Annotated in this window: 22 protein-coding genes and 2 tRNA genes; 18 read left to right on the top strand and 6 right to left on the bottom strand. The window is 69.6% G+C overall.

Going from position 1 to position 26432, the window contains the following annotated elements:
- Positions 1-4 precede the first annotated feature (4 nt).
- Entirely contained in the window at positions 5-1447 is a 1443-nt protein-coding gene (locus AB0O07_RS27665; protein ID WP_365638091.1) for an amino acid permease, read from the bottom strand.
- A gap of 198 nt (positions 1448-1645) precedes the next feature.
- Between AB0O07_RS27665 and AB0O07_RS27660 the strand changes: the two genes are divergently transcribed.
- Positions 1646-2137, top strand: a complete 492-nt coding sequence (locus AB0O07_RS27660) for a ribose-5-phosphate isomerase (protein ID WP_365638088.1) — start codon at positions 1646-1648, stop codon at positions 2135-2137.
- Between the two features lie 41 nt (positions 2138-2178).
- A complete protein-coding gene (locus AB0O07_RS27655; protein ID WP_365638086.1) occupies positions 2179-3009 on the top strand; it encodes a DNA-formamidopyrimidine glycosylase family protein in 831 nt (276 codons plus the stop codon).
- A 67-nt stretch (positions 3010-3076) separates the two neighbouring features.
- Here AB0O07_RS27655 and AB0O07_RS27650 read toward each other — a convergent pair whose 3' ends face one another.
- Positions 3077-4318, bottom strand: coding sequence for a GNAT family N-acetyltransferase (locus AB0O07_RS27650; protein ID WP_365638083.1), 1242 nt, complete (start codon positions 4316-4318; stop codon positions 3077-3079).
- A 106-nt stretch (positions 4319-4424) separates the two neighbouring features.
- On the opposite strand from AB0O07_RS27650, the gene AB0O07_RS27645 reads away from it, so the two are divergent.
- Positions 4425-5600, top strand: a complete 1176-nt coding sequence (locus AB0O07_RS27645) for a PP2C family protein-serine/threonine phosphatase (protein WP_365638082.1) — start codon at positions 4425-4427, stop codon at positions 5598-5600.
- A 109-nt stretch (positions 5601-5709) separates the two neighbouring features.
- Here AB0O07_RS27645 and AB0O07_RS27640 read toward each other — a convergent pair whose 3' ends face one another.
- On the bottom strand, positions 5710-6957 hold the full coding sequence (locus tag AB0O07_RS27640; protein ID WP_365638081.1) for a cation:proton antiporter: 1248 nt from the start codon (positions 6955-6957) through the stop codon (positions 5710-5712).
- A 352-nt stretch (positions 6958-7309) separates the two neighbouring features.
- Between AB0O07_RS27640 and AB0O07_RS27635 the strand changes: the two genes are divergently transcribed.
- The gene (locus AB0O07_RS27635) at positions 7310-7504 is read left to right on the top strand and encodes a hypothetical protein (protein ID WP_365638079.1); all 195 of its coding nucleotides are present in this window, start codon (positions 7310-7312) and stop codon (positions 7502-7504) included.
- A 76-nt stretch (positions 7505-7580) separates the two neighbouring features.
- On the opposite strand, the gene AB0O07_RS27630 is transcribed toward AB0O07_RS27635, so the two are convergent.
- Positions 7581-7654: transfer RNA gene (locus AB0O07_RS27630), tRNA-Gly, on the bottom strand.
- 150 nt (positions 7655-7804) lie between these two features.
- Here AB0O07_RS27630 and AB0O07_RS27625 point away from each other — a divergent pair.
- The 5 genes from AB0O07_RS27625 to clpX all read left to right on the top strand — a co-directional run bounded on the left by AB0O07_RS27625 (position 7805) and on the right by clpX (position 12666).
- Positions 7805-7881: transfer RNA gene (locus AB0O07_RS27625), tRNA-Pro, on the top strand.
- 194 nt (positions 7882-8075) lie between these two features.
- Positions 8076-9509, top strand: a complete 1434-nt coding sequence (tig, locus tag AB0O07_RS27620) for a trigger factor (RefSeq protein WP_365638076.1) — start codon at positions 8076-8078, stop codon at positions 9507-9509.
- Between the two features lie 356 nt (positions 9510-9865).
- Positions 9866-10471 (top strand): ATP-dependent Clp protease proteolytic subunit, encoded by a 606-nt coding sequence (locus AB0O07_RS27615; RefSeq protein WP_365638258.1) that lies wholly within the window; start codon positions 9866-9868, stop codon positions 10469-10471.
- Between the two features lie 59 nt (positions 10472-10530).
- Positions 10531-11205 (top strand): ATP-dependent Clp protease proteolytic subunit, encoded by a 675-nt coding sequence (locus AB0O07_RS27610; protein WP_365638256.1) that lies wholly within the window; start codon positions 10531-10533, stop codon positions 11203-11205.
- A 168-nt stretch (positions 11206-11373) separates the two neighbouring features.
- Positions 11374-12666 carry an ATP-dependent Clp protease ATP-binding subunit ClpX gene (gene clpX, locus AB0O07_RS27605; protein WP_365638073.1) on the top strand — a complete coding sequence of 431 codons (1293 nt, stop codon included), beginning with the start codon at positions 11374-11376 and terminating at the stop codon, positions 12664-12666.
- 72 nt (positions 12667-12738) lie between these two features.
- On the opposite strand, the gene AB0O07_RS27600 is transcribed toward clpX, so the two are convergent.
- Together AB0O07_RS27600 and AB0O07_RS27595 are read right to left on the bottom strand one after the other, a co-directional pair.
- The gene (locus tag AB0O07_RS27600; protein ID WP_365638071.1) at positions 12739-13347 is read right to left on the bottom strand and encodes a Uma2 family endonuclease; all 609 of its coding nucleotides are present in this window, start codon (positions 13345-13347) and stop codon (positions 12739-12741) included.
- 129 nt (positions 13348-13476) lie between these two features.
- Complete coding sequence (locus AB0O07_RS27595) at positions 13477-14427, bottom strand: hypothetical protein (RefSeq protein WP_365638069.1); 951 nt, start codon at positions 14425-14427, stop codon at positions 13477-13479.
- Between the two features lie 132 nt (positions 14428-14559).
- Here AB0O07_RS27595 and AB0O07_RS27590 point away from each other — a divergent pair, with 132 nt between their 5' ends.
- The 9 genes from AB0O07_RS27590 to rodA all read left to right on the top strand — a co-directional run bounded on the left by AB0O07_RS27590 (position 14560) and on the right by rodA (position 26411).
- The gene (locus AB0O07_RS27590) at positions 14560-17181 is read left to right on the top strand and encodes a valine--tRNA ligase (RefSeq protein ID WP_365638067.1); all 2622 of its coding nucleotides are present in this window, start codon (positions 14560-14562) and stop codon (positions 17179-17181) included.
- A gap of 141 nt (positions 17182-17322) precedes the next feature.
- Entirely contained in the window at positions 17323-18858 is a 1536-nt protein-coding gene (locus AB0O07_RS27585; RefSeq protein WP_365638065.1) for a Mur ligase family protein, read from the top strand.
- Between the two features lie 5 nt (positions 18859-18863).
- Complete coding sequence (locus tag AB0O07_RS27580; RefSeq protein ID WP_365638064.1) at positions 18864-19229, top strand: DUF4233 domain-containing protein; 366 nt, start codon at positions 18864-18866, stop codon at positions 19227-19229.
- A 104-nt stretch (positions 19230-19333) separates the two neighbouring features.
- A complete protein-coding gene (ndk, locus tag AB0O07_RS27575) occupies positions 19334-19747 on the top strand; it encodes a nucleoside-diphosphate kinase (protein WP_365638060.1) in 414 nt (137 codons plus the stop codon).
- Positions 19748-19995: 248 nt separating this feature from the next.
- Positions 19996-21015 carry a rod shape-determining protein gene (locus AB0O07_RS27570; RefSeq protein ID WP_329827104.1) on the top strand — a complete coding sequence of 340 codons (1020 nt, stop codon included), beginning with the start codon at positions 19996-19998 and terminating at the stop codon, positions 21013-21015.
- A gap of 125 nt (positions 21016-21140) precedes the next feature.
- Positions 21141-22235 (top strand): rod shape-determining protein MreC, encoded by a 1095-nt coding sequence (mreC, locus tag AB0O07_RS27565; RefSeq protein WP_365638057.1) that lies wholly within the window; start codon positions 21141-21143, stop codon positions 22233-22235.
- Between the two features lie 11 nt (positions 22236-22246).
- Complete coding sequence (mreD, locus tag AB0O07_RS27560) at positions 22247-22912, top strand: rod shape-determining protein MreD (RefSeq protein WP_365638055.1); 666 nt, start codon at positions 22247-22249, stop codon at positions 22910-22912.
- A 124-nt stretch (positions 22913-23036) separates the two neighbouring features.
- Positions 23037-25208, top strand: a complete 2172-nt coding sequence (mrdA, locus tag AB0O07_RS27555) for a penicillin-binding protein 2 (RefSeq protein WP_365638052.1) — start codon at positions 23037-23039, stop codon at positions 25206-25208.
- Between the two features lie 3 nt (positions 25209-25211).
- The gene (gene rodA, locus AB0O07_RS27550; protein WP_365638049.1) at positions 25212-26411 is read left to right on the top strand and encodes a rod shape-determining protein RodA; all 1200 of its coding nucleotides are present in this window, start codon (positions 25212-25214) and stop codon (positions 26409-26411) included.
- Positions 26412-26432 lie beyond the last annotated feature (21 nt).

The raw sequence follows: 26432 nt of genomic DNA, 5'->3' as shown, positions 1-26432 counted from the left end.
TGGTTCACCGCGACTGGTTCACCGCGGCCCGCCGCTCCCGCGCCTCGCGTACCAGCGCGATCCCGACCACCACGGCCGCCACCAGCAGGGAGAGCACCACCTGCTCGCGCGCCGCGTCGTCGGTGAGCATGTAGACCAGCACGAACGAGATCATCGCGATCGTCGCCCAGGTCAGATACGGGAAGAACCACATCCGGACGACCAGCTTGTCGGGCGTCTCCCGCATGATGATCGCCCGCATCCGCAGTTGCGTGAAACAGATCACCAGCCAGACGAAGAGCGCCACCGCACCCGACGAGTTGAGCAGGAACGCGAAGACCGTGTCCGGCCACTGGTAGTTGAAGAACACCGCGACGAAGCCGAAGGCCACCGACGACAGGATCGCCGCCTGCGGCACCCCGCGCGCGGTCGTCCGCGCGAACGACGCGGGCGCGTCCCCGCGCTGCCCCAGCGAGAAGGACATCCGGGACGCCGTGTACAGGCCGGAGTTGAGACAGGAGAGCACGGCCGTCAGCACGATGACGTTCATCACCTGACCGGCGTGCGGGATCCCGATCGAGTTCAGCGCCGCGACGTACGAACCCTCCTTGACGATCGAGGCGTCGTTCCAGGGCAGCAGCGTCAGCACGACGAAGACCGAGCCCAGGTAGAAGACGGCGATCCGCCAGATCACGCTGTTGGTCGCCTTGGCGACGGCGCGCTGCGGGTTCGAGGACTCACCCGCGGCCAGCGTCACGATCTCGCTGCCCATGAACGAGAACACCACCATCAGTACCCCGGTCAGCACCGATCCGGGCCCCTTGGGGAAGAACCCGCCGGAGTCCGTGAGATGCCCGAACCCGGCACCGGGATTGTCCGAACCCGGCAGCAGACCGAAGACCGCGAGCAGACCGACCACCACGAACCCGGTGATCGCGACCACCTTGATACCGGCGAACCAGAACTCGAACTCGCCGAACGACGAGACCGACACCAGATTCGTCCCGGTCAGCACGAGCATCACGATCAGCGCCCAGGCCCACTGCGGAACGGCCGGGATCCATCCCTCCAGGATGCGCGCGCCCGCCGTCGCCTCGACGGCCAGCACCACCACCCAGAAGAACCAGTAGAGCCACCCGATCGAGAACCCGGCCCACCGCCCCAGGGCCTGGTCCGCGTAGGCGGAGAACGAACCCGAGCTGGGGCGCGCCGCGGCCATCTCGCCGAGCATCCGCATCACCAGGACGACCAGGGCGCCGACCAGGGCGTACGAGATCAGGATCGCCGGGCCAGCGGCGGCGATCCCCGAGGCGGAGCCGACGAACAGACCGGCGCCGATCACACCGCCGATCGCGATCATGGAGAGGTGGCGGTTCTTGAGGCCGGCTTGCAGACTGCCAGAGGAGTTCGGATTCCCAGGCTCGCTGGGATTTCCGCCTTCCTTTGTGGGGGTCGGCAGGGTGGTCATGCGAGAATCCTTACGTCTGTTTGTCACCCGAGTGACGAGTTCCCGCATTCAAGCCTTCACCTCCCCGTTGACGGAAGTGGCAAATCCGTATCTTTACCCGCTCCTGGTACGCCGTAATGGAGCGTTGATCTGGATCACCGCTGCCCATCCGTGACCCGCCCCTGCGGCGGCCGGCGCCCGCGTGCCACACTTCGCACCATGCGCGTGTACCTCGGTTCCGACCATGCCGGCTTCGAACTCAAGAACCACCTGGTGGAGTGGCTCACCGCCCAGGGCCACGACCCGGTGGACTGCGGCCCCCACATCTACGACGCCCAGGACGACTACCCGCCGTTCTGTCTGCGCGCCGCCGAGCGCACCGCCGCCGACCCCGACAGCCTCGGCATCGTGATCGGCGGCTCGGGCAACGGCGAGCAGATCGCCGCGAACAAGGTCCAGGGCGTCCGGGCCGTCCTCGCCTGGAGCGAGCAGACCGCCGCGCTCGGCCGCGAGCACAACAACGCCAACGTCATCTCCGTCGGCGGCCGGATGCACACCCAGGACGAGGTGACCGGATTCATCCGGACCTTCCTGACGACCCCGTACTCCGGCGAGGAGCGCCACAGCCGCCGGATCGCGATGCTCACGGAGTACGAGACCACCCACGAGCTCCCCCCGATCCCGGCCCACCACCCCCAGCCGGAGAGCTGAGCGCCGGAGGCAAGGGAACAAGAGAGCCGAGGAGCCGCGCCGTGCCCGAGGGGCATACGATCCACCGCCTCGCCGAGGACCATCTCGCCCGCTTCGGCGGACGCCCGGTACGGGTCTCCAGCCCGCAGGGCAAGTTCTCGGACAGCGCCGCCCTCCTCGACGGAGAGGTGCTGACCGGCGCCGACGCTCACGGCAAACACCTCTTCCTCGGCTTCGGCGGGGCCGGCTGGGTCCATGTCCACCTCGGGCTCTTCGGCAAGCTCGGCTTCGGTACCACCCCGGCCCCGCCGCCCGCCGACACCGTCCGGCTCCGGCTGGTCACCGAAGGCCACTACGCCGATCTCCGCGGCCCCACCACCTGCGCCCTGATCACCGGACCCGAGAAGCAGGCCGTCCACGACCGGCTCGGCCCCGACCCGCTCCGCACCGGCCCCGGCCCGCTCCGCGCCGGCGGCGACGGCGAGCGCGCCTGGGCCCGGATCTCCCGCTCCCGTACCACCATCGCCGCCCTGCTCATGGACCAGAAGGTCATCGCGGGCGTCGGCAACGTCTACCGGGCCGAGGTCCTCTTCCGCCACGGCATCGACCCGTACCGCCCCGGCAAGGAGCTCACCCGCGCCGAGTGGGACGCCGTCTGGGCCGACCTCGTCGCCCTCATGCGCGAGGGCGTGCGCCACAACCGCATCGACACCGTCCGCCCCGAGCACACCCCCGAGGCGATGGGCCGCCCGCCCCGCGTCGACGACCACGGCGGCGAGGTCTACGTCTACCGCCGCGCCCGGATGGCCTGTCTGCTCTGCGGTACGGAGATCGCCACCGCGAGCCTCGCCGCCCGCAACCTCTTCTGGTGCCCGGGCTGCCAGCGCCGCTGACCGTACGGCCGGCTGTATACGAAACCTGTGACCGTACGGCTGGCTGTATACGAAACGTGCGGACGACTCAGAACCCGTGCGGCAGCCACGGCGCGATGTCCGAGCCGAACGCCAGCGACGCCGCCTCCAGCGCGCCCGCGCGCACCTCGCGCACCCGCCCCGCGCGCGCCAGCGCGGCCAGCGACGTACCGCCCAGATACGCCGCGCCCAGCTCGTTCACCGAGAGCGACAGCTCGGCCGCGTCGGCGGTCCGTGCGCACGCCGCGCCCTTCGCGTCGCCGCTGAGCCGCCAACGCCCCTCGTTCCAGGGGCAGAACGCGTCCGTCACCTCCACCACCACATCCACCGGCGTACGGTACGTACGCGCCTCCAGCGCCGCCGCCACCTCCACCGGCCGCAGATAGAGGTCGTCCCTGACCCGCAGCCCGCACCGGCGCGGATCCGACACCAGGTGCTGGAACGCGTCGTCCACCGGCCGGCTGCGTGCCTTCACCCGTGACATCAGATCGATCCCGAAGAGGAAGTCCCAGAGCCCCGCGTACGTCCCGGGGTCGGCCGCGTGCAGATCCCGCACCTCCACCGTGCCCTGGGGGCCCGGGACGCCCCAGTCGGGACGGAGGTGGTAGAGGGTGAACCCGGCCACCGCGCCGTCCCGCTCCGCCAGCACGCACTGGAGGTCGGAGGAGCCCGGGGACGGCGTCCCCAGCCCCGCCAGCGGCAGCCGCTCCCAGCCGGGCCGCCGGGCCGGCATCCCCGGGCGCCGCGCCACGTCCGCCGCGTACAGCGCCTCGCACGCCTCCCGTACGGCCGGGTCGTCCGGCGTCACCCGGCGAAAACGTATGCCGTCCGCACCGCTCCCCCCGGGGCGCTCGATCCGCACCAGGGACGTATCGATCTCCGCCGAGATCGCCTGGCTCGCCGCCGCGTACCCGAACCGCCCGTAGATGGGGGGCTCCGAGGCGGTCAGCACGGCGAGCGGCTCGCCCCAGGAGCGGATGTCGTCGAGCTGGCGCCGCATCATCGCGGTCAGCACCCCGCGCCTGCGGTGCGTCGGCGCCACGCTCACCCTGGTCACCCCCGCCGTGGGCACCTGCGCCCCGCCCGGCACCGAGAGCCGGAAGCTGTACGCCCCCGCCGTGCCCACGCACTCCGCGCCGTCCCAGACGCCGACCGACCGTTCGAACTCGTTCAGATCGCGGAGCAGCGCGGTGTCACCGATGAGTCCCGCGACGCCGCCGAACGCCAGCTCCAACGCCCCGAACCAGGAGTCGTATTCGGACTGGCGCAGCACCCTCAGATCCAGTGTCATATGACATCACTATCAGTCGTACGGAGGTGAGGCGACCCGATTTCGAACGCAATGTGCCGGGGGTCCCCCTGCGCGGCACAGGCGCGGCTCGGTAGGGTCCACCACAATGGCCGGTGTAGCGGGAGCGGATTCATACTCGGCCCGGATGCGCAGGAAACTGCACCGGGTCCGCGTCGGCGTGCGCAAGTCCGGAGTCGACTACTTCAGAGGCGACGGCTCCGACTGGATCGCCCTGGTCGGGCTCATGCTGACCATCCCCGCGATCGCCCTCGCCACCATGGCGATACCCAACTGGTGCGCGCCCGCCGCACTCGTCCTGCCGATCGTCGCGGGCGGCCTGGTGCTCCGCCCCGCGAGCCTGCTCAGCCTGTACGCGGCGGCGGCCGCCGCCCTGATCGTCGAGTCGACGGTTCTGGGCCCGTCCCCGGAAGGGCCGGCCACGGTCACCCCCGGCACGGTCCTGGTGGTGGCGGCCTGCGGACTCTTCGGCCTGCTGATCGCGCAGTTCCGGGCCCGGGTCGGGGTGCCCTGGCGGCGCGGCGGCACCATGCTCTTCGACCTGCGCGAACGGATCCGGGTACAGAGCGCGCTGCCCTGGCTGCCGAACGGCTGGCACCACGAGATGGCGCTCCGCCCGGCGGGCGGCCAGTCCTTCTCCGGCGACTTCGTGGTGGCCGCCCGCACCAACGGAGGACGCACCCTGGAGGTCGTCCTCACCGATGTCTCCGGCAAGGGCATGGACGCCGGATCGCGCGCCCTGCTCCTCTCCGGCGCCTTCGGCGGACTGCTCGGCTCGCTCCCGCCGCACGGCTTCCTCCCCGCCGCCAACGGCTATCTGCTCCGCCAGGACTGGGACGAGGGGTTCGCGACCTCCATCCACCTCGTCCTCGACCTGGACTCCGGCGACTACGAACTGCTCTCCGCCGGACATCTCCCCGCCCTCCAGCTCCACGCGGGCAGCGGGCGGTGGGAGGAGAAGTCCGGCGAGGGGCCGCTGCTCGGGGTGTACGACGGTGCCCAGTTCGACCCCGCCAAGGGTTCGCTGCGCCCCGGGGACGTCCTGATGCTCTTCACGGACGGCCTGGTGGAGGCGCCGGGACGGGACCTGGGCGAGGGCATCGACCGGCTCACCGGCGAGGCCGACCGCTATGTCGCCCCGGGGTTCCAGGGCGCGGCCTGGCATCTGATCGAGGCGGTGGCGAAGGACGTCAACGACGACCGCGCCCTGCTGCTGATCTGCCGAGAGGCCGGACCGGCTCCGTCGAGCCCGCCCGGCCTCTGAGTACCTGCGGTACGGCCTGACTGTCGTCCCCTGTGTCGGCGTCAGGGTCAGGGCCTGCCGTCCCGGCCGGGCCCTGGTGGATATCCGGTAACAGCACGGGCATCGCCGATCAGCTCGTCACGGCCGCCTCGGTGCCCTTCTCGTCCTTACGGTCCAGGCCGTCGTCCCCGGCTGGGCCACCGGCCTCTGCTGTGCCCGGCCCGTCACCGCCCTTCCCGTGGCGTCCGCCCGGCAGGATCCGGGCGAGCCAGTGCGAGCGGCCCGCGGCCAGCGGGCCGAGGACAGCCAGGAGCAGCACATATCCGGCGATGAAGGGCGCGAGCCGGCTGTCGAGGCCCGCTCCCGCCGCCATCGTCGCGAGGATCAGCGCGAACTCCCCGCGGGCGAGCAGGGTCGTGGAGATATTGGCGGCGGGCCCGGCGCCGAACCCGAAGATCCGTGCGGCGGTCACCCCCGCGGCGATGTTCATCACCAGCGTCACCAGGACGGCGATGAGCACCGGCCACAGGACGACCGGCAGATCGCCGGGGTTGATCGAGAGACCGAAGGCGAAGAAGAAGATCGCCCCGAACGCGTCCCGCAGCGGGTGGACGAGTTCGCGGATCCGGTCGCCCGAGGTGGTGGAGCCCAGCATGAGGCCGATCATGAAGGCGCCGATGGCGTCCGCGACCCCGAACCACTCGGAGACACCGGCGACCAGCACCGCCACCCCGAGGAAGGAGATGACGAGCAGCTCGTCGTCCTTGGTGTTGATGAGCCGGCCGACGACCTTCGTCCCGTACCGCGCGGCCACGGCGAGCAGCAGCAGGAAGCCGAACGCCTTGGCCCCGTCCAGGACCGCCTCGGTGGCGTTGTCCGCGCCCGAGAGGATCGGCTGGAGCGCGGCGAGGTAGAGCGCCAGGAAGATGTCCTCGACCACGATGATGCCGAGGATGGGCTTGGTCTCGGGGTTGCCGATCCGGCCCATGTCGACCAGGACCTTGGTGACGATCGCGGACGACGAGATGCCGAGCACACCGGCGAGGACCAGCGCCTCGGACGTGCCCCACCCCAGCGCGAAGCCGAAGCCGAGCCCGGCCCCGACGTTCAGCGCCAGATAGGCGCCGCCGGCGAGGGCCATCTTCCGGCCGCCCGCCTTGAGGTCGTCCAGATGGAATTCCAGACCGAGGTAGAAGAGCAGCAGGACGAGGCCGAGCGCGGAGAGCATCTCCAGCTCGTGCGGGTCCTTGACCAGCACGATGCCGGGCGTGTGCGGGCCGAGGAGTATCCCGGCCAGGGTGAACAGGGGAATGGTGGGCAGCCCGATACGGCCGCCCAGGCGGGCGAGAACGGCGGCGGCCAGAAAGGCGCCGCCCATGGCTATGAGGGTCTGCGCGTGTCCGATGGGATCGTCCCTCCGTTGGTCAAGGCTATGTCAAGAAATCGTCAGTAATTAGTTTACCAAACGAGTTACCTGGCAACCGGAGGTGTGGACGGAGTTCTTCCTGTAGCGCTGACGTGCGCGGAAACCTTCCCTCACGCCCGCCAGTTGGGCACGTAAAACACCAACAAGCGGACTTAAGGGGCCAATTGGCCGGAATTGAGGGAGCGTCGGCCCCCACCCGGAAGAGGGTTGGTGGCACGATGGTCGAAGCGGGATCCGCGGGGTACGCGGTGTACGTGACCCCGCGCGGCTGGGTCAGGCGGAGCGAACGAGGGTGTGATCAGTTGTGGCCATCTCACTGTCTGTGGTGCTTCTGTTGGCGATCATCCTCGTGGTGCTCATCCGCGGTGGCTCGATCAAGGCGGGTCCGGCGATCGTCGCGATCCTCTTCGGCTTCTTCCTCGCGTCCACCAACATCGCGCCCTCGGTGAACCGGTTCCTCAACTCGATAGCCGACACCATCAACCAGATCAGCTTCTGACCGGCCCGGTCCCCGTACGGAGAAAAGCCCCGGCCCGGGTGGTGACGTGGGTACGTCACCACCCGGGCCGGGGGAGTGGAGCGGGCGACGGGAATCGAACCCGCGTAGCTAGTTTGGAAGACTAGGGCTCTACCATTGAGCTACGCCCGCACAGAGCGTGCCGCGGACCTTCGGAGCCGGGCACGGAGAACATCGTAGCGGGTCCCGGGCGTTCGCCGCACCCGCGTCAGCGCCTGTTAAAGCGCCGGTCAAGGATGGCCGGGGAGCCTTCGCGAGCGGGTACCCTACGTGTCGCACCGACGGGGTGTGGCGCAGCTTGGTAGCGCGTCCGCTTTGGGAGCGGAAGGTCGTCGGTTCGAATCCGGCCACCCCGACCATCGTTCACGATCACTTCGCAGGGTCACCGCGCACCGCCGCGTTGTGGGCCCCTCTCCGCTTGCGGTTACTATGCAGGCTGCGTGCCCGTGTGTCTCAGAGTCCCTGAAGAGCCGGGCCGAATCCGCCGGGTCCGCGCCGCGCGTGCGGCGGGGCCGGGCAGAACCCCAGAATCAGCCACCAAGGAGACCGAACCGTGAAGAGCGCCGTGGAGACCCTGAACCCGACCCGGGTTCGGCTCACTGTCGAGGTGCCCTTCGAGGAGCTCAAGGACAGCCTCGACGCGGCGTACAAGAAGATCAACCAGCAGGTCACGGTGAAGGGCTTCCGCAAGGGCAAGATCCCGGCCCGGATCATCGACCAGCGGTTCGGGCGTGGTGCTGTGCTGGAGGAGGCCGTCAACGACGCTCTCCCGAAGTTCTACACCGAAGCGGTCAACGAGGGTGAGCTGAACGTCCTCGGCCAGCCCGACGTCGACATCAAGGAGCTGAAGGACGGCGAACTGCTCTCCTTCACCGCCGAGGTGGACGTCCGCCCGACCATCGAGATCCCGGACTACACCGGCATCGCGGTCACGGTCGACGCCATCGAGGTCAGCGACGAGGACATCGAGAAGTCGGTCGAGCAGCTCCGCGACCGCTTCGCGACCACCACCCCGGTCGAGCGCGCCGCCGCCGAGGGCGATGTCGTCACCGTCGACCTGGAGGCCAAGGTCGACGGCGAGGTCCTCCCGGACGGTGTCGCGAACGGCGTGCAGTACACCATCGGCTCCGGCGAGCTGCTCGACGGCATCGACGAGGCCGTCACCGGCCTGGAGGCCGGCGGCGAGGCCACCTTCACCTCCGAGCTGAAGGGCGGCACCGCCGAGGGCAAGAACGCCGAGGTCTCCGTCAAGGTCACCCAGGTCGCCGCCCGCGAGCTGCCCGCGCTGGACGACGAGTTCGCGCAGATGGCCAGCGAGTTCGACACGCTGGAGGAGCTCAAGGCGGACAGCCGCAAGCGCCTGGAGAGCACCAAGCAGTACGACCAGGCCACCCAGGCCCAGGAGCGCGTCCTCGAAGAGCTGCTGAAGCTCACCGAGGTGCCGATCCCGGAGAAGCTGCTCGCGGAGGAGATCAACACCCGCAAGCACAACCTGGAGCACCACCAGCTCGGCCAGATGGGACTCGACCTCGCGAAGTACCTGGAGATCCAGGGCAAGACCGAGGAGGAGTTCGAGGCCGAGACCAAGGAGCAGGCGGTCAAGGGCATCAAGACCCAGTTCGTCCTCGACGAGCTGGTCAACAAGGAGAAGCTGAACGTCAACCAGGAGGAGCTCACCGAGCACCTCATGCGGCGCGCGCAGTCCTCCGGCATGTCCCCCGACCAGTTCGCCCAGGCGGTCGTCGAAGGCGGCCAGGTGCCGATGCTCGTCGGCGAGGTCGCCCGCGGCAAGGCGCTCGCCGTCGTGGTCGAGGCCGCCACGGTCACCGACACCAACGGCAAGACCGTCGACCTGGAGGACGAGGAGGAGGCGGCCGAGGCTGTCGCCGCCGCCGAGGCGTCCGAGGCCCCCGCCGCCGACCAGGCCGAGGCCGCGTCCGACGAGAAGGCCGAGAAGGCCGACAAGGACGAGAAGACCGGCGCCTGAGCGGTCACCCGCTGACCGACCGCACCGACGGAACGGGCCCCGGACGCACCACGCGCCCGGGGCCCGCCCTGTCCGCCGGTACGGGCCGCGCACACCGGCTCCGCCCCCCTGGACACCGGAGGGGCGTCAGAGGGGCCCAGCAGGCTGCCCAGCCCCGTGCCGGGCCCGTCGGCGGGCGCGCGTGACCTCAACTGCCTTGCGCTCCCAGCGAACAGCCACGGAAGCGGGATGGCCCGCGCCGACCAGCGCGTTAGGGTCCATGAATACGAGGGCAGGGGAGTCTCCCGTCCCCGGTACGAAGACGCTGAGACGGCCGCAGCCGTCAGAGACGAGCAGGTGTATACGTGACGAATCTGATGCCTTACGCCGCCGGTGAGCCGTCCCTCGGTGGTGGCCTCGGCGACCAGGTCTACAGCCGGCTGCTCGGAGAGCGCATCATCTTCCTCGGCCAGCAGGTCGACGACGACATCGCCAACAAGATCACGGCCCAGATGCTGCTCCTTGCCGCCGAACCGGACAAGGACATCTACCTCTACATCAACAGCCCCGGTGGCTCCGTGACGGCCGGCATGGCCGTCTACGACACCATGCAGTACATCCCCAACGACGTCGTGACCATCGGTATGGGCATGGCGGCCTCGATGGGCCAGTTCCTGCTCACCGGCGGCACCGCGGGCAAGCGCTTCGCGCTCCCCAACACCGACATCCTGATGCACCAGGGCTCCGCGGGCATCGGCGGCACCGCCTCGGACATCAAGATCCAGGCGGAGTACCTGCTCCGTACCAAGAAGCGCATGGCCGAGATCACCGCGTTCCACTCCGGCCAGACCGAAGAGACGATCATCCGCGACGGCGACCGCGACCGCTGGTTCACCGTCCAGGAGGCCAAGGACTACGGCCTGATCGACGAGATCATCACCGCGGCCTCGGGCGTTCCGGGCGGCGGCGGCACCGGGGCCTGAGGACCGCACCCGCCCCGATGCCCCTCCCGGACCCGGCCAGGACCACCGAACGCCACAGGATGGTGAACACCCACATGAACAACACCCCCGCGAACGGCCTCTACACCGGCCCGCAGGTGGACAACCGTTACGTCGTCCCGCGCTTCGTGGAGCGCACCTCGCAGGGCGTGCGCGAGTACGACCCGTACGCGAAGCTCTTCGAGGAGCGCGTCATCTTCCTCGGCGTGCAGATCGACGACGCCTCCGCCAACGACGTCATGGCCCAGCTCCTCTGCCTGGAGTCGATGGACCCGGACCGCGACATCTCGATCTACATCAACAGCCCCGGCGGCTCGATGACGGCGCTGACCGCCATCTACGACACGATGCAGTTCGTGAAGCCGGACATCCAGACGGTCTGCATGGGCCAGGCCGCCTCGGCCGCCGCCGTGCTGCTCGCCGCGGGCTCCCCGGGCAAGCGGCTCGCCCTGCCCAACGCCCGGGTGCTGATCCACCAGCCGTCCAGCCAGACCGGCCGCGAGCAGCTCTCCGACCTGGAGATCGCGGCCAACGAGATCCTGCGGATGCGCGCCCAGCTAGAAGAGATGCTGGCCAAGCACTCGACCACGCCGATCGAGAAGGTCCGCGACGACATCGAGCGCGACAAGATCCTGACCGCCGAGGACGCGCTCGCTTACGGCCTCGTCGACCAGATCGTGTCGACCCGCAAGACCACGGCCGCAGCGGCCGCCTGACACACACCCGGCACCCTTGGCGCGGCCCTTACCGGCCGCGGCCCGACACCAGCGACCATGTGAACCGCGCCAAGGGGGGCCCGAACCGGGGCCCGGGCAAGGTACCGTCGGATATGAGGCACAGGAGCCGCTGAACCAAGCTGCTCCCAGGCGAAGGGGAAGCACCTCGTGGCACGCATCGGTGATGGCGGCGACCTGCTCAAGTGCTCGTTCTGCGGGAAGAGCCAGAAGCAGGTGAAGAAGCTCATCGCAGGACCCGGTGTGTACATCTGCGACGAGTGCATCGACCTCTGCAACGAGATCATCGAGGAAGAGCTCGCGGAGACCTCCGAGGTCCGCTGGGAGGAACTGCCCAAGCCGCGCGAGATCTACGAATTCCTCGAGGGGTACGTCGTCGGGCAGGAGCCCGCGAAGAAGGCCCTCTCGGTGGCGGTCTACAACCACTACAAGCGAGTGCAGGCCGGCGAGAACGGCGGCGCGTCCGGCCGTGACGACGCGATCGAACTGGCCAAGTCCAACATTCTGCTGCTGGGCCCCACCGGCTCCGGCAAGACCCTCCTCGCGCAGACGCTCGCGCGCATGCTCAACGTCCCGTTCGCCATCGCCGACGCGACGGCGCTCACGGAGGCCGGCTATGTCGGCGAGGACGTCGAGAACATCCTGCTCAAGCTGATCCAGGCGGCGGACTACGACGTCAAGAAGGCCGAGACCGGGATCATCTACATCGACGAGATCGACAAGGTCGCCCGGAAGAGCGAGAACCCGTCGATCACCCGTGACGTCTCCGGCGAGGGCGTCCAGCAGGCCCTGCTGAAGATCCTGGAGGGCACCACGGCCTCCGTACCGCCCCAGGGCGGCCGGAAACACCCGCACCAGGAGTTCATCCAGATCGACACGACGAACGTGCTCTTCATCGTGGGCGGCGCCTTCGCAGGCCTGGAGAAGATCATCGAGTCGCGGGCGGGCGCGAAGGGGATCGGCTTCGGCGCCACGATCCGCTCCAAGCGCGAGATCGAGGAGACCGACCAGTTCCAGGAGGTCATGCCGGAGGACCTGGTGAAGTTCGGGATGATCCCGGAGTTCATCGGCCGCCTCCCGGTCCTCACCTCGGTCCACAACCTCGACCGCGCCGCGCTCCTCCAGATCCTGGTGGAGCCCCGCAACGCCCTCGTCAAGCAGTACCAGCGGCTCTTCGAACTCGACGGCGTGGAACTCGACTTCGACCGCCCCGCCCTGGAGGCCATCGCCGACCAGGCCATCCTCCGCGGCACCGGCGCCCGCGGCCTCCGCGCGATCCTGGAGGAGGTCCTCCAGTCGGTGATGTACGAGGTCCCGTCCCGCAAGGACGTGGCCCGCGTCGTCATCACCGAAGAGGTCGTCCACTCCCACGTCAACCCGACCCTGGTCCCCCGCGAGCCGAGGATCATCAAACACGACGGCCGCCACGAGAAGTCCGCGTAGCGGACCGGCACCACCGTCACGAACGTCACGAGGAGGGGCCTGGTCACACCGACCGGGCCCCTCCTCGTCGGGTCACTCCTCGTCGTCCTCGAACGGCGCGTCGAAGCCGGTGGTGTCGAGGACGCAGCCGAAGGGGGCGGGGAGCCTGAGTTCCTTGCCGAACGGCACGGTCAGGTGGGACGCGTATCCCCGGGACGTCGGTGACCAGTAGACCGTGGCGCTGTCCTCCTCCATGTCGAGCAGCAGGTACACGGGAACGCCGGCCCTGCCGTAGCTCTCCACCTTGTCCACCAGATCCACATCCCGGGTGGAGGGCGAGGTCAGCTCGGCTACGAGGGAGAGGCCCTCGCCGTCCAGCCGACGGCTCTCCGTACGGCGCGTCCGCCGGTCGGCGACATGGATGTCGGGCCCGTACCCGCGCTCGACCCCGGGGAACACATAGAGCGCGGGGGCCGAACTGATCCGGTGTCCGTCGGGGAGATGGGGCCTGAGCTGATCGCAGATCAGATCCATGACGTCGAGGTAGTACGCCTTCGACCACGGCGACACGACGATGTTCCCCCTGATGATCTCGGCCTTGAAGCCGTCGGGCACGTTGAGCTCGTCGAGGGCCGTGCACAGCTCCTCGAAGCGTCGGGGGTCGCCGCTGTCTATGGTCCGGTGCTCAAGCATCACGGTCATGATGCGTCTCCTCCGCGCGGTCGGCCAGTCCGGCACTCAGCGTAGTCGCTCGGTCGCGGACATGGGGGTGCCCGGCCGGTTCTCCGGCCGGGCACCCCCATGTCCTTCGCGCGGGCCCTCCCGGGGCCGTTACTTGATCTCCGTGCGGACGTCGTTGCGGAGCTTCGCCGCCTGGGCCGCGGCGTCCTCCAAGGACATGCTGGTGCCGGTCAGGACGCTGGCCGCGTCGGTGTAGACGACGTAGACGAGCGTGCTGTGGTCGCTCCAGACGCAGAGCGGCACCGTGGCGCTGGAGGGGGTGCCCGCCGTGGCGGACCCCGTGCCGAGGCCCACCTTCATCTCCTGGCACTTCATGATGCCGTTCTCGAACCCGTCGGGCGTGAACTCCTTCGCCTCGCCGACGAGTTCGACATTGCCGCTGCCGCTCGACGACTTCTCCTTGGACTTCTCGAACATCTTGTCCACCACGGCGGCCGGGTCGTCGATGGTGCCGTAGAGGCCGCTGAAGTTGAGCTGCTTGACGGCGGCACCCGTGCCCGCCTTGTAGGAGGCGCTGACGTTCTTCGGGTCCGAGATGCCCCATCCCTCGGCTTCCTTGGCGTCGCTCTCGGAGAAGGTGGAGCCCGAGTCCGAGCCCTTGGTGAACTCTCCGTTCAGCACCTTCTCCGGCGTCGTCAGCTCGTACTTCTTGCCGTCGTCCGCGACCGAGGAACCTCCGCCGCCGTTCAGGAAGTACGCGCCGCCCGCGATCACCACGAGCGCCGCCACGCACGCGCCGACGATCAGACCGGTCTTCTTCTTCGGGGCGCCGCCCTGCGGAGGCGGGTAGCCGCCGCCGTACTGCGGCTGCTGGCCGTACGGGCCCGGCGGCGGCGGGGGCTGCTGTCCGTACGGGCCGGGCTGGCCCTGCTGGGGGTAGCCGTACGGGGGCTGCTGCGGGGGGACGCCCTGCGGGGCCTGAGGGGGGTAACCGTAACCGGGCGCTCCCTGCGGAGGCTGCTGGCCGTACGGGCCCGGCTGGCCGTACGGCCCGGGCTGCTGCGGCTGCTGTCCGTACGGACCCGGCTGGTTGTAGCTCATGCTCTGTCCCCTCGTTTCTTATGTTCTCCGAACATCCTGACGGAAGAGCCAAACGGACGGGGACCAGGGGGTGTCACCGTTACGCAAAATGCCGTTTCAGTACACGGCTGTGACACCTCTAAACTGACCCCCGTGACCGAGAATCCTCAGCAGCAGCCAGCCAGCAACCCCGAACTGCCGACCCAGTACGTCCCGGCCGAGGTAGAGGGGAAGCTGTACGAGCGCTGGGTGGACCGCGGTTACTTCGAGGCCGACGCCAAGAGCGACAAGCCCCCGTTCACCGTCGTCATCCCGCCGCCGAACGTCACCGGCAGTCTCCACCTGGGCCACGCCTTCGAGCACACCCTCATCGACGCCGTCACGCGCCGCAAGCGCATGCAGGGGTACGAGACGCTCTGGCAGCCCGGCATGGACCACGCGGGCATCGCCACCCAGAACGTCGTCGAGCGCGAGCTCGCCAAGGACGGCAAGTCCCGCCACGACCTGGGGCGCGAGGCCTTCGTCGAGCGCGTCTGGCAGTGGAAGGCCGAGTCCGGCGGGCAGATCTCCGGCCAGATGCGCCGCCTCGGCGACGGCGTCGACTGGTCGCGCGAACGCTTCACCATGGACGAGGGACTCTCCCAGGCCGTCCAGACCATCTTCAAGAAGCTCTACGACGACGAGCTGATCTACCGCGCCGAGCGCATCATCAACTGGTGTCCGCGCTGTCTGACCGCGATCTCCGACATCGAGGTCGAGTACCAGGACGACGAAGGCGAACTGGTCTCCCTCAAGTACGGGGACGGCGAGGACTCCGTCGTCGTCGCCACCACCCGCGCCGAGACCATGCTCGGCGACACCGCCGTCGCCGTCCACCCGGACGACGAGCGCTACGCCCACCTCGTCGGCCGCGAGATCAGGCTGCCGCTCACCGACCGTACGATCCCGGTCGTCGCGGACGCCCATGTCGACCCGGAGTTCGGCACCGGCGCCGTCAAGGTGACCCCGGCGCACGACCCGAACGACTTCGAGATCGGCCGCCGCCACGACCTGCCGAACATCACGGTCATGGACGAGCGCGCCGTCATCACCGTCCCCGGCCCCTTCCAGGGCCTGGACCGTATGGAGGCGCGCAGCGCCATCGTCGCCGCGCTCCGGGCCGAGGGCCGGATCGTCGCCGAGAAGCGCCCGTACACCCACTCCGTCGGCCACTGCTCGCGGTGCAAGACCACCATCGAGCCCCGGCTCTCCATGCAGTGGTGGGTCAAGGTCGACCCGCTGGCCCGCGCCGCCGGTGACGCGGTCCGTGACGGCCGGGTCGCGATCCACCCCAAGGAGATGGAGCCGCGCTACTTCGCCTGGGTCGACAACCTCCGCGACTGGTGCATCTCCCGCCAGCTCTGGTGGGGCCACCGCATCCCCGTCTGGTACGGCCCCAACGGCGAGGAGGTCTGTGTCGGCCCCGGCGACGAGGCGCCGACCGGCGAAGGCTGGACACAGGACACCGATGTCCTCGACACCTGGTTCTCGTCCGGACTCTGGCCGTTCTCCACCCTGGGGTGGCCCGAACAGACCCAGAGCCTGGAGAAGTTCTATCCGAACTCCGTCCTGATCACCGGCTACGACATTCTCTTCTTCTGGGTCGCCCGGATGATGATGTTCGGTCTGTACGCGATGGACGGCACCCCGCCGTTCAGCACCATCGTGCTGCACGGCATGGTCCGCGACGAGCACGGCAAGAAGATGTCGAAGACCTTCGGGAACGTCGTCAATCCGCTCGACTGGATGGACGCGTACGGAACGGACGCGGTCCGCTTCACCCTCGCGCGCGGCGCCAACCCGGGCGTCGACGTCCCGATCGGCGAGGACTGGGTCCAGGGCTCCCGCAACTTCGCCAACAAGCTCTGGAACGCGACCCGCTTCGCGCTGATGAACGGCGCGACGGTCGAGGGCCCGCTCCCGGACGCGGCGGAGATGTCCGCCACCGACCGGTGGATCCTCTCCCGGATGAACGCGGTGGTCTCCGAGGTCGACGCGTACTACGAGGACTACCAGTTCGCGAAGCTCTCCGACACCCTCTTCCACTTCGCGTGGGACGAGGTCTTCGACTGGTACGTCGAACTGTCGAAGACCGCGTTCTTCGAAGGCGGCGAGGCGGCCAGGGTCTCCGGGCGGGTCCTCGGCGAGGTCCTCGACACCACGCTGCGCCTGCTCCACCCGGTCATCCCGTTCGTCACCGAGACGCTCTGGACCACGCTCACCGGCAAGGAGTCCGTCGTCGTCGCCGACTGGCCCGCCGACAGCGGGTTCCGCGACACGGCGGCCGAGCGGGAGATCGGCCACCTGCAGCAGGTGATCACCGAGGTCCGCAGGTTCCGCGCCGACCAGGGCCTCCAGCCGGGCCAGAAGGTCCCGGCCCGGCTCGGCCTCTCCGGCACCCCGCTCGCCGCGCACGAGGCCGCCATCCGCCAGCTCCTCCGGCTCCAGCCCGAGGAGGACGGCTTCCAGGCCACGGCGACCCTGCCGGTGGCGGGCGCCACGGTCGCGCTGGACCTCTCCGGCACCATCGATGTCGAGGCGGAGCGCAAGCGCCTGACGAAGGACCTCGGGGCGGCCGAGAAGGAGAAGGCCCAGGCGCTCGCGAAGCTCGGCAACGAGGCGTTCCTCGCCAAGGCGCCGGACCACGTGGTCGACAAGATCCGCGCCCGCCTCACCAAGGCGGAGGCCGACATCGAGCGCCTGACCGCCCAGGTGGCGGCGCTCCCGGCGGGCTGAGGCGGGCGGTACGCGGTGGACCCGTACGGGCGCACGAGAGGCGCGCGTACGGGCCCTCCGGCCCACCGGTCGACCGGTCCGTACGACGGGCCCGGGGGCGTGCCGGGGGCGGTGTCGGTGGGGCTCCGTAGACTGGGGGGCGTGAGCGAGCACCGTCCTTCCGAGCACCCCGGCGACCACGGCGATGTCGATCCGTCAGACGACGCTTTCGACGAGATCACCGCCGCCGCGACCGACCGAGACCCCGACCTCGCGGTGATCGAGGCCGGCAGCCGTACGCTGCGCGCCCACACCGGGCCGCCGCAGGACGACGGCGTGCCGGCCCGGCCCGCCGACCCCGAGGTGGACAAGGCCCTGCGCGCCGTCGAGCAGGAGCTGGCGGGCCGCTGGGGCGAGACCAAGCTCGATCCTTCGCGCACCAGGATCGAGGCGCTGATGGACGTGCTGGGCGACCCCCAGCGCGCGTACCCGACCATCCATCTCACCGGCACCAACGGCAAGACCTCCACGGCCCGCATGATCGAGGCGCTGCTGGGCGCGTTCGAACTGCGCACCGGCCGCTACACCAGCCCGCACGTCCAGTCGGTCACCGAGCGGATCAGCCTGGACGGGGCGCCGATCTCCGCCGAGCGGTTCATCGAGACGTACGAGGACATCAAGCCGTACGTCGAGCTGGTCGACGCCCGGCAGGAGTACCGGCTCTCGTTCTTCGAGGTGCTCACGGCCATGGCGTACGCGGCCTTCGCGGACGCCCCGGTCGATGTCGGCGTCGTCGAGGTCGGCATGGGCGGCACCTGGGACGCGACCAACGTCATCGACGCCTCGGTCGCCGTCATCACCCCGATCGACCTCGACCACACGGACCGGCTCGGCAGCACGCCCGGCGAGATCGCCACCGAGAAGGCCGGGATCATCAAGGAGGGCGCGACGGTCGTCCTGGCGCAGCAGCCGGTGGACGCCGCCCAGGTGCTGCTGAAGAAGGCCGTCGACGCGGACGCCACGGTGGCCCGCGCCGGCATGGAGTTCGGGGTGACCGCCCGGGAGATCGCGGTCGGCGGGCAGCTCCTGACGCTGCGCGGCCTCGGCGGCGAGTACGAGCAGGTCTTCCTCCCGCTGCACGGCGCGCACCAGGCGCACAACGCGGCGGTGGCGCTCGCCGCCGTGGAGGCGTTCTTCGGGATCGGCGCCCAGCACGCGCGCCGGCTCGACCTGGAGACGGTCCGTACCGCGTTCGCCTCGGTGACCTCCCCGGGCCGGCTCGAAGTCGTCCGCAAGTCGCCGACGGTGGTGCTGGACGCGGCGCACAATCCGGCGGGCGCGCGGGCCCTCGCGGACGCGGTCACCGAGTCGTTCGGGTTCAGCCGCCTCATCGGGGTGGTCGGCGCGAGCGGCGACAAGGACGTGCGCGGGGTCCTGGAGGCGCTGGAGCCGATCTGCACGGAGCTGGTCGTCACCCGTAACTCCAGCCACCGTTCGATGGACGTGGACGAGCTGGCCGCCGTCGCCGTCGAGGTCTTCGGCGACGACCGGGTGGTCGTCGAGCCCCGGCTCGACGACGCGCTGGAGGCCGCGATCACGCTCGCCGAGGAGGAGTCCGAGTTCTCCGGCGGGGGCGTCCTGGTGACCGGGTCCGTGATCACGGTCGGCGAGGCCCGGCTGCTGCTGAAGAGGGGCTGAATTCCTTGCGAACACTCTGCGCGTCGACGCTCATCGGTGAATTCTTCGTGATCGGTTTCGCCGGTCTGGTCGCCATGAAGTCGGACGACCTGTCGGTGGCCACGGTCTGGACGGTCTGTGGCATCGCCATGGTGGTCGCGCTGCTGCTCTGCGGGATGATCACCCGCCCCGGCGGGGTCCAGCTCGGCTGGGCGTTCCAGATCTGCCTGGTCGCGAGCGGTTTCGTGGTCCCCGCGATGTTCCTGCTCGGGATCCTCTTCGGGGCGCTGTGGTGGGCGTCGGTGCACTACGGGCGGGTGATCGACGCGGCGAAGGCCCGGTGGGCGGCCCAGGCCGCCGCCCAGGGGGCGCCAGAGGCTGACGCTGCGTAATCGGGAGGGTGGAGTGCCCTGTAGCCTCTGAGGACCCGGAGCCGGGCACCCCGGTCCTCCGGCCCTCCGCACCACAGCCGTCGCACCACGAAGGAGCCCGAACCGTGAGCCAGCGCACGCTCGTCCTGCTCAAGCCCGACGCCGTACGCCGCCACCTCGTCGGCGAGATCATCGGCCGGATCGAGCGCAAGGCGAACTGGTCCTTGATCGCGCTGGAACTGCGCACCCTCGACCAGGAGACGCTGGAGCAGCACTACGGCGAGCACAAGGGCAAGCCCTTCTACGAGCCGCTGATGGAGTTCATGGCCTCCGGGCCCGTCGTCGCCCTGGTGGTCGAGGGCGAGCGGGTCATCGAGGGGGTGCGCGCGCTCTCCGGTCCGACCGACCCGATCGCCGCGGCACCCGGCTCCATCCGGGGGGACTTCGGGACCATTGTCCGGGAGAACCTGATCCACGCCTCGGACTCCGAGGAGTCCGCCATTCGGGAACTGAAGATCTTTTTCCCGGGACTTTCCTGACCCAGTGTCAGCCAAACGGAGCTGACCACCTGGGGCGACCGAAGGAATTCGGTCGCCTTTGGGTGTATCCAGGCCACTTCCGGGAACGCATCGGTCCGACACTTCGTCACCGTTACTGAGGTGGGCCACCGCACCGCCGTCGCGCCGACGGCACTACGATGGAAGCCTCCACGCCACAGCACCCACCTCGCCGTCCTGTAGAGCCGTCAACGCTTGGGAAGGCCAGACGCATCCTCATGGGGAACCATATGTCGTTCATCGGCCGTGACATGGCTGTCGACCTCGGGACCGCCAACACGCTGGTGTACGTCAGGGGCCGCGGGATCGTACTCAACGAGCCGTCCGTGGTCGCCATCAACACCAACACGGGCGGCATCCTGGCGGTCGGCTCGGAAGCCAAGAAGATGATCGGCCGGACACCGGGCAACATCGTTGCCGTCCGGCCACTGAAGGACGGCGTGATCGCCGACTTCGAGATCACCGAACGGATGCTCCGCTACTTCATCCTCAAGATCCACAAGCGCCGTTACCTGGCCCGCCCACGCGTCGTCGTCTGTGTGCCCTCCGGTATCACCGGGGTCGAGCGCCGTGCCGTCATCGAGGCCTCCACGCAGGCCGGCGCGCGCCAGGTGCACATCATCGAGGAGCCGATGGCCGCGGCCATCGGCTCGGGGCTCCCCGTCCACGAGGCCACCGGCAACATGGTGGTCGACATCGGCGGCGGCACCACCGAGGTCGCCGTGATCTCGCTCGGCGGCATCGTCACGGCCCAGTCCATCCGCGTCGCGGGCGACGAGCTGGACAACGCGATCATCCAGCACATCAAGAAGGAGTACTCGCTCCTCCTCGGTGAGCGGACCGCGGAGAGCATCAAGATCACCATTGGTTCCGCGTACGACCTCGACAAGGACGAGCACACCGAGATCCGCGGGCGAGACCTGGTCTCCGGGCTGCCGAAGACCGTCGTCATCTCCGCCGCCGAGGTGCGCAAGGCCATCGAGGAGCCGGTCAACGCGATCGTCGACGCCGTCAAGACGACGCTCGACAAGTGCCCGCCCGAGCTCTCCGGCGATGTGATGGACCGCGGGATCGTGCTCACCGGCGGCGGCGCCCTCCTCCGCGGCCTGGACGAGCGGCTGCGCCGCGAGACCGGGATGCCGATCCATATCGCCGAGGATCCGCTCGACTCCGTCGCGCTCGGTTCCGGCAAGTGTGTCGAGGAGTTCGAAGCACTCCAGCAGGTACTGGACGCACAGCCCCGTCGGTGACGGAACCTCACGATCCGCCGAACGGGTGCTCTGCCTCCCGTCCGGCGGATCGTTGACATCCCGGCACCACATCTACCGACATCGCAGGACAAGGCACTCCAAGCAGGAAGGCACGGCCGCCGCACGTGAGGGACACACGAGAGAGCCGTCTGCTCCTGGTGCTGCTGATCGCCATCGCGTTCGCACTGATCACGGTCGACATCCGCGGCGGTGAGGATTCCCCCGTGGACGGCGCCCGGCAGGCCGCCGCCACGGTCTTCGGCCCCGTGGAGAACGGGGTCGCCGCAGCGGTCAACCCGGTCGGCAACGCCATAGGGGCGGTCCGGGACTCGGGCTCGCGGCACAACCGGATCGCCGCCCTGGAGCGCGAGAACACCGCGCTCAAGCAGCGGCTCGGCAGCGACGACCGCAACCGCAGCCAGGTCCGCGAGCTGGACAAGATGCTCAAGCGGGCCGGCGCCGGACAGTACGGCATCAAGGGCGCCCAGGTCATCGCCATAGGAGCGGCCCAGGGCTTCTCCTGGACGGTCACCATCGACATGGGCGGCGACGACGGCATCCGGCGCGACATGACGGTACTGAACGGGGACGGCCTGGTCGGCCGGGTCACCACCGTCGCCCCCCGCACCTCCACCGTGCTGCTCGCCAACGACCCCGGCTTCACCGTCGGCACCCGGATGGAGGGCTCCGACGAACTCGGCTTCGCCACCGGACAGGGCGACCGGCCGCTCTCCGTCCAGCTCCTCAACGGCAAGGCGAAGATCAAGAAGGGCGACCGGCTGGTCACCTTCGGCTCCAGCAAGGACAAGCCGTTCGTGCCCGGGGTCCCGGTCGGCGAGGTGGTCCGGGTGGACCCGTCCGGCGGCGACCTCACCCGTACGCTCTCGGTGCGGCCGTTCGTCGGCTTCACCAAGCTGGACATCGTCGGCGTCGTCGTCGAGGCGCCCCGCGAGGACCCCCGCGACACGGTGCTGCCGCCCAAGCCGCAGCCCGTCCCGACGCCCACCGTCACCGTGACGGTCACCCCCTCGCCCAACGCCGACGGCAACTTCGACGCCAACGGGAACGCCGAGCCGCTCCCCGACACGAACGTCAACGCGAACGTCGACCCGAACGCGAACCCCGACCCGAACGCAAACGCAAACGCGAACCCGCGGCCGAACGCCGATCCCGACGCCGGACCCGGCGACGACGGCCAAGCCGCAGACGACCAGGAGTAGGGCTGATCCCCATGCGCTTCAACCGGATTCTGCTCTCCGTCACCCTGGTCGTGGTCGCCCTGGTCGTCCAGGTGTCCGTGCTCGCCCGGCTCCAGCTCCCCGGCGCCGTACCCGACCTCCTGCTCCTCGTCGTCCTCGCCCTGGCCCTCGTGTACGGGCATGTCGGCGGCGCCCTGATCGGCTTCGGCGCCGGGCTCCTCTCCGACCTCGCGCCGCCCGCCGACCACGCCGCCGGACGGTACGCGCTGGTGCTCTGCGTCATCGGTTACGCGACCGGACTGGTCCGCCCCGAGAAGGGCCAGCTCCGCTCGGCGGCCGGACCGATGATCGCGGTCGTCGCCGCGGCGATCTGCTCCACCCTGCTCTACGCGGGCGTCGGCGCCCTCGTCGGCGACACCGCGGCCCGCCATGTGGGCCTGGGCGGCCTGATCCTCACCGCCGCCGTCTACGACCTGCTGCTCGCCCCGTTCGTCGTGCCGCTCGTCATGGCGCTCGCCAGACGCGCCGAGAACGACCCGCTCGCCGACTCCCGGGAGAGCGCGGGCGACATGTCCTCCGGCTGGCTCAGCGCCGGTACGGGGCTGCGGATCGGCGGCCAGCGCGGCGCCCTGCGGGTCAGGTCGGCCCGTAACCGCGCGGCGCGCGCCGGACGCATCAAGGGGGTCAAGCGCCTGTGACCGCCGCGCCCGCCCCGTCCGTACCACCAGCGCCACCGGCATCACCCGAGTCACCAGCACCACCAGCACCACCCGGTCGTACCGCCACCGCACGTACCGTCCGTAGCGCCCGTGGGGGGTCGCAGTGAGCAATATCCCGGAGACCGGGCGGACCCCCCGGGTCCAGATCCGGCTCATCGTCATCCAGGTCCTCGTCTTCTCCCTGCTCCTCACCCTCGGCGGCCGGCTCTGGTACCTCCAGGTCCGCAACGGCCAGGAGTACACCGACGAGGCGAAGAACAACCACGTCCAGCAGGTCATCCAGCCCGCCGTGCGCGGCTCGATCCTCGACACGCGCGGCGTGCCGCTCGCCGACAACGAGACCCGCCTCGTCGTCTCCGCCAGCCGCACCGAGCTGATGAAGATGAAGGACAACGGCAAGGCCGTCCTCACCGCGCTCGCCGACATCCTCGGCATGCGCCCCAAGGACGTCATGGACAAGGTCCGGCTCTGCGACGCCAAGACCCCCCAGCCCTGCTGGAACGGTTCGCCGTACCAGCCGATCCCGGTCACCGACGAGGCCACCACCCAGCAGGCGCTCCAGATCCGCGAGCGCGCCGAGGACTTCCCCGGCATCACCGCCGAGCCCACCGCCGTACGCCGCTACGCCGCCCCCGGCCTCGCCAACACCGCCCAGGTCCTCGGCTATCTCTCGCCCGTCACCGACGAGGAGATCACCAAGGCCGCCAAGTCCGACTCGCCGTACCTCCGCTCCGACCAGGTCGGCCGCTCGGGCCTGGAGCGCACCTACGACAAGCAGCTCCGCGGCAAGGCCGGGGTGACCCGCTACGAGGTCGACAACCTCGGCCGGGTCATCGGCCAGGCCAAGGGCGACCAGGCCAAGCCCGGCGCCAATGTGGTCACCTCGATAGACGCCCGGGTCCAGGCCGTCGCCGAGTACGAACTCAACGAGGCGATGAAGGAAGCCCGCAAGGAGCTGGACCGCAACACCAACGAGAACTACAAGGCCGACTCCGGCGCCGTCGTCGTCATGGAGGCCAAGACCGGCCGTGTCGTCGCCATGGCCTCCCTGCCGACGTACGACCCCAACTCCTGGGTCGGCGGCATCTCCGCCAAGGACTACGAAAAGCTCACCGGAAAGAACTCCAACTTCCCGCTGCTCAACCGCGCCATCCAGGGCCTGGCGGCCCCCGGCTCCATCTTCAAGGTCGTCTCGTCGGCAGCCGCCGTCAACGCGGGGTACCCCTTCAACGGCAACTACCCCTGCCCCAGCTCGTACAACGTCGGCAGCCAGGTCTTCAAGAACTTCGAGTCCAAGGGGTACGGCTCGATCACCATCGGCCGGGCCCTCGAAGTCTCCTGCGACACCGTCTACTACGGTCTCGCCCACAAGGAGTGGCAGAAGGACGGCGGCACCAAGCCGAAGAAGAGCGCCCACGACTGGTTCTACAAGACCGCCCACCAGTTCGGCCTCGGCGCCGAGACCGGCATCGACCTCCCCAACGAGGTCACCGGGCGCGTCCCGGACCGCCAGTGGAAGCAGAGGTTCTGGGAGGCCAACAAGACCGGCTGGTGCAAGCAGGGCAAGAAGGGCGGCACCTATGTCGAGCAGCTCGCCTACGAAGGTTGCCTCGAAGGCAACCTGATGCGCGCCGGTGACTCCGTCAACTACTCGATCGGCCAGGGCGACACCCTCGTCACCCCGATCCAGATGGCCACCATCTACGCGGCCATCTCCAACGGCGGCACCCTCTACACCCCCACCGTCGGCAAGGCGATCATCAGCCCCGACGGCAAGCAGGTCGAGGAGATCGCCCCCAAGTCCCACGGCAAGCTGCCCATGTCGAAGGCGACCCGCGACGAGATGGACGAGGCGCTGGCGGGCGTCGCCACCCGCGGTTCCGCCGCCTGGCGGTTCGGCGGCTGGCCCCAGGACAAGATCCCGATGCACGCCAAGACCGGTACCGCTGAGGTCTACGGCAAGCAGACGACCTCGTGGTTCGCCTCGTACACCAAGGACTACTCCATCGTCATGACGATCTCCCAGGGTGGTACAGGTTCCGGTGCCTCCGGGCCCGCCGTCCGCAAGATCTACGAGGCGATGTACGGGCTGAACGCGAAGGGCGAACAGGACCTCAAGAAGGCGCTCATGCCCGCCCCGCGCACCGCGCTCCCCACCATCCAGCCCGACGGCTCGATCGACGCCCCCAAGGTCGCGCCGTACGAGCCGGAGCAGGAGGACCCGGACGAGCAGGTGCTCGCCGGCCCGCCCGTCCAGACCGGCCGGAGGGACTGACCCATGGCCGGCACCAGCGGCTTCTCCGTCTCCGGCTACGGGCCGCAGCGCTCCACCTGGGCCCGGCTCGCGGCCCGCGACTCGGTGGTGCGGCGGCTCGACTGGCCGCTGCTCGTCTCCTCGCTCGCCCTCTCCGTCCTCGGCTCCCTCCTGGTCTGGTCGGCGACGCGCAACCGCACCCATCTCAACCAGGGCGACCCGTACTACTTCCTCCTCCGCCACCTCCTCAACACGAGCATCGGGGTCGCCCTGATGATCGGCACCATCTGGCTCGGCCACCGCACCCTGCGCGGCGCCGTCCCGGTGCTCTACGGGATCTCCGTGCTGATGGTGCTGCTGGTGCTCACCCCGCTCGGAGCGACCATCAACGGCGCGCACTCGTGGATCGTGGTCGGCGGCGGGTTCACCCTCCAGCCCTCCGAGTTCGTCAAGATCACCATCATCATCGGGATGGCGATGATGCTCGCCTCCCGGGTCGACGCGGGGGACCAGGTCCACCCCGACCACCGTACGGTCGCCAAGTCCCTGGTCCTCGCCGTCATCCCGATGGGCATCGTCATGCTCATGCCCGACCTGGGTTCCGTGATGGTCATGGCGGTCATCGTGCTCGGCGTGCTCCTCGCCTCCGGCGCCTCCAACCGCTGGATCATCGGACTGGTCGGCGCGGGCGTCGCCGGGGCCATCGCGGTCGCCGCGCTCGGCGTGCTGGACGAGTACCAGATCAACCGGTTCGCCGCCTTCGCCAACCCCGACCTCGACCCGGCCGGCGTCGGCTACAACACCAACCAGGCGCGCATCGCCATCGGCTCCGGCGGACTCACCGGCACCGGGCTCTTCCACGGCTCGCAGACCACCGGCCAGTTCGTCCCCGAGCAGCAGACCGACTTCGTCTTCACCGTCGCGGGGGAGGAGTTGGGCTTCCTCGGCGCCGGACTCATCCTCGTCCTGCTCGGGGTGATCCTCTGGCGCGCCTGCCGGATCGCCCGCGAGACCACCGAGCTCTACGGGACGATCGTGGCCGCCGGGATCATCGCCTGGTTCGCCTTCCAGTCCTTCGAGAACATCGGGATGACCCTCGGCATCATGCCGGTGGCCGGGCTGCCGCTGCCCTTCGTCTCGTACGGGGGCACGTCGATGTTCGCCGTCTGGATGGCCGTGGGGCTGCTCCAGTCGATCCGGGTGCAGCGCCCGCTCACCGCCTGAGCCGGGCGAACCCGCTCCGCC

The sequence above is a fragment of the Streptomyces sp. NPDC093085 genome (assembly GCF_040683935.1).
Classification (GTDB): domain Bacteria; phylum Actinomycetota; class Actinomycetes; order Streptomycetales; family Streptomycetaceae; genus Streptomyces.
Note: the sequence above shows the minus strand (reverse complement) of the source record. Positions and strands in the feature narration are given on the sequence as shown.

What these genes read in the sequence shown, in the direction of transcription:
- AB0O07_RS27660 (WP_365638088.1), top strand. Translation starts at nt 1,646, where the DNA reads ATGCGCGTGTACCTCGGTTCCGACCATGCCGGCTTCGAACTCAAGAAC.
- AB0O07_RS27600 (WP_365638071.1), bottom strand. Translation starts at nt 13,347, where the DNA reads ATGACCGTGATGCTTGAGCACCGGACCATAGACAGCGGCGACCCCCGA.
- AB0O07_RS27645 (WP_365638082.1), top strand. Translation starts at nt 4,425, where the DNA reads ATGGCCGGTGTAGCGGGAGCGGATTCATACTCGGCCCGGATGCGCAGG.
- AB0O07_RS27570 (WP_329827104.1), top strand. Translation starts at nt 19,996, where the DNA reads ATGTCGTTCATCGGCCGTGACATGGCTGTCGACCTCGGGACCGCCAAC.
- AB0O07_RS27595 (WP_365638069.1), bottom strand. Translation starts at nt 14,427, where the DNA reads ATGAGCTACAACCAGCCGGGTCCGTACGGACAGCAGCCGCAGCAGCCC.
- AB0O07_RS27650 (WP_365638083.1), bottom strand. Translation starts at nt 4,318, where the DNA reads ATGACACTGGATCTGAGGGTGCTGCGCCAGTCCGAATACGACTCCTGG.
- AB0O07_RS27610 (WP_365638256.1), top strand. Translation starts at nt 10,531, where the DNA reads ATGGTGAACACCCACATGAACAACACCCCCGCGAACGGCCTCTACACC.
- AB0O07_RS27640 (WP_365638081.1), bottom strand. Translation starts at nt 6,957, where the DNA reads ATGGGCGGCGCCTTTCTGGCCGCCGCCGTTCTCGCCCGCCTGGGCGGC.
- rodA (WP_365638049.1), top strand. Translation starts at nt 25,212, where the DNA reads ATGGCCGGCACCAGCGGCTTCTCCGTCTCCGGCTACGGGCCGCAGCGC.
- AB0O07_RS27615 (WP_365638258.1), top strand. Translation starts at nt 9,866, where the DNA reads ATGCCTTACGCCGCCGGTGAGCCGTCCCTCGGTGGTGGCCTCGGCGAC.
- mreD (WP_365638055.1), top strand. Translation starts at nt 22,247, where the DNA reads ATGCGCTTCAACCGGATTCTGCTCTCCGTCACCCTGGTCGTGGTCGCC.
- AB0O07_RS27665 (WP_365638091.1), bottom strand. Translation starts at nt 1,447, where the DNA reads ATGACCACCCTGCCGACCCCCACAAAGGAAGGCGGAAATCCCAGCGAG.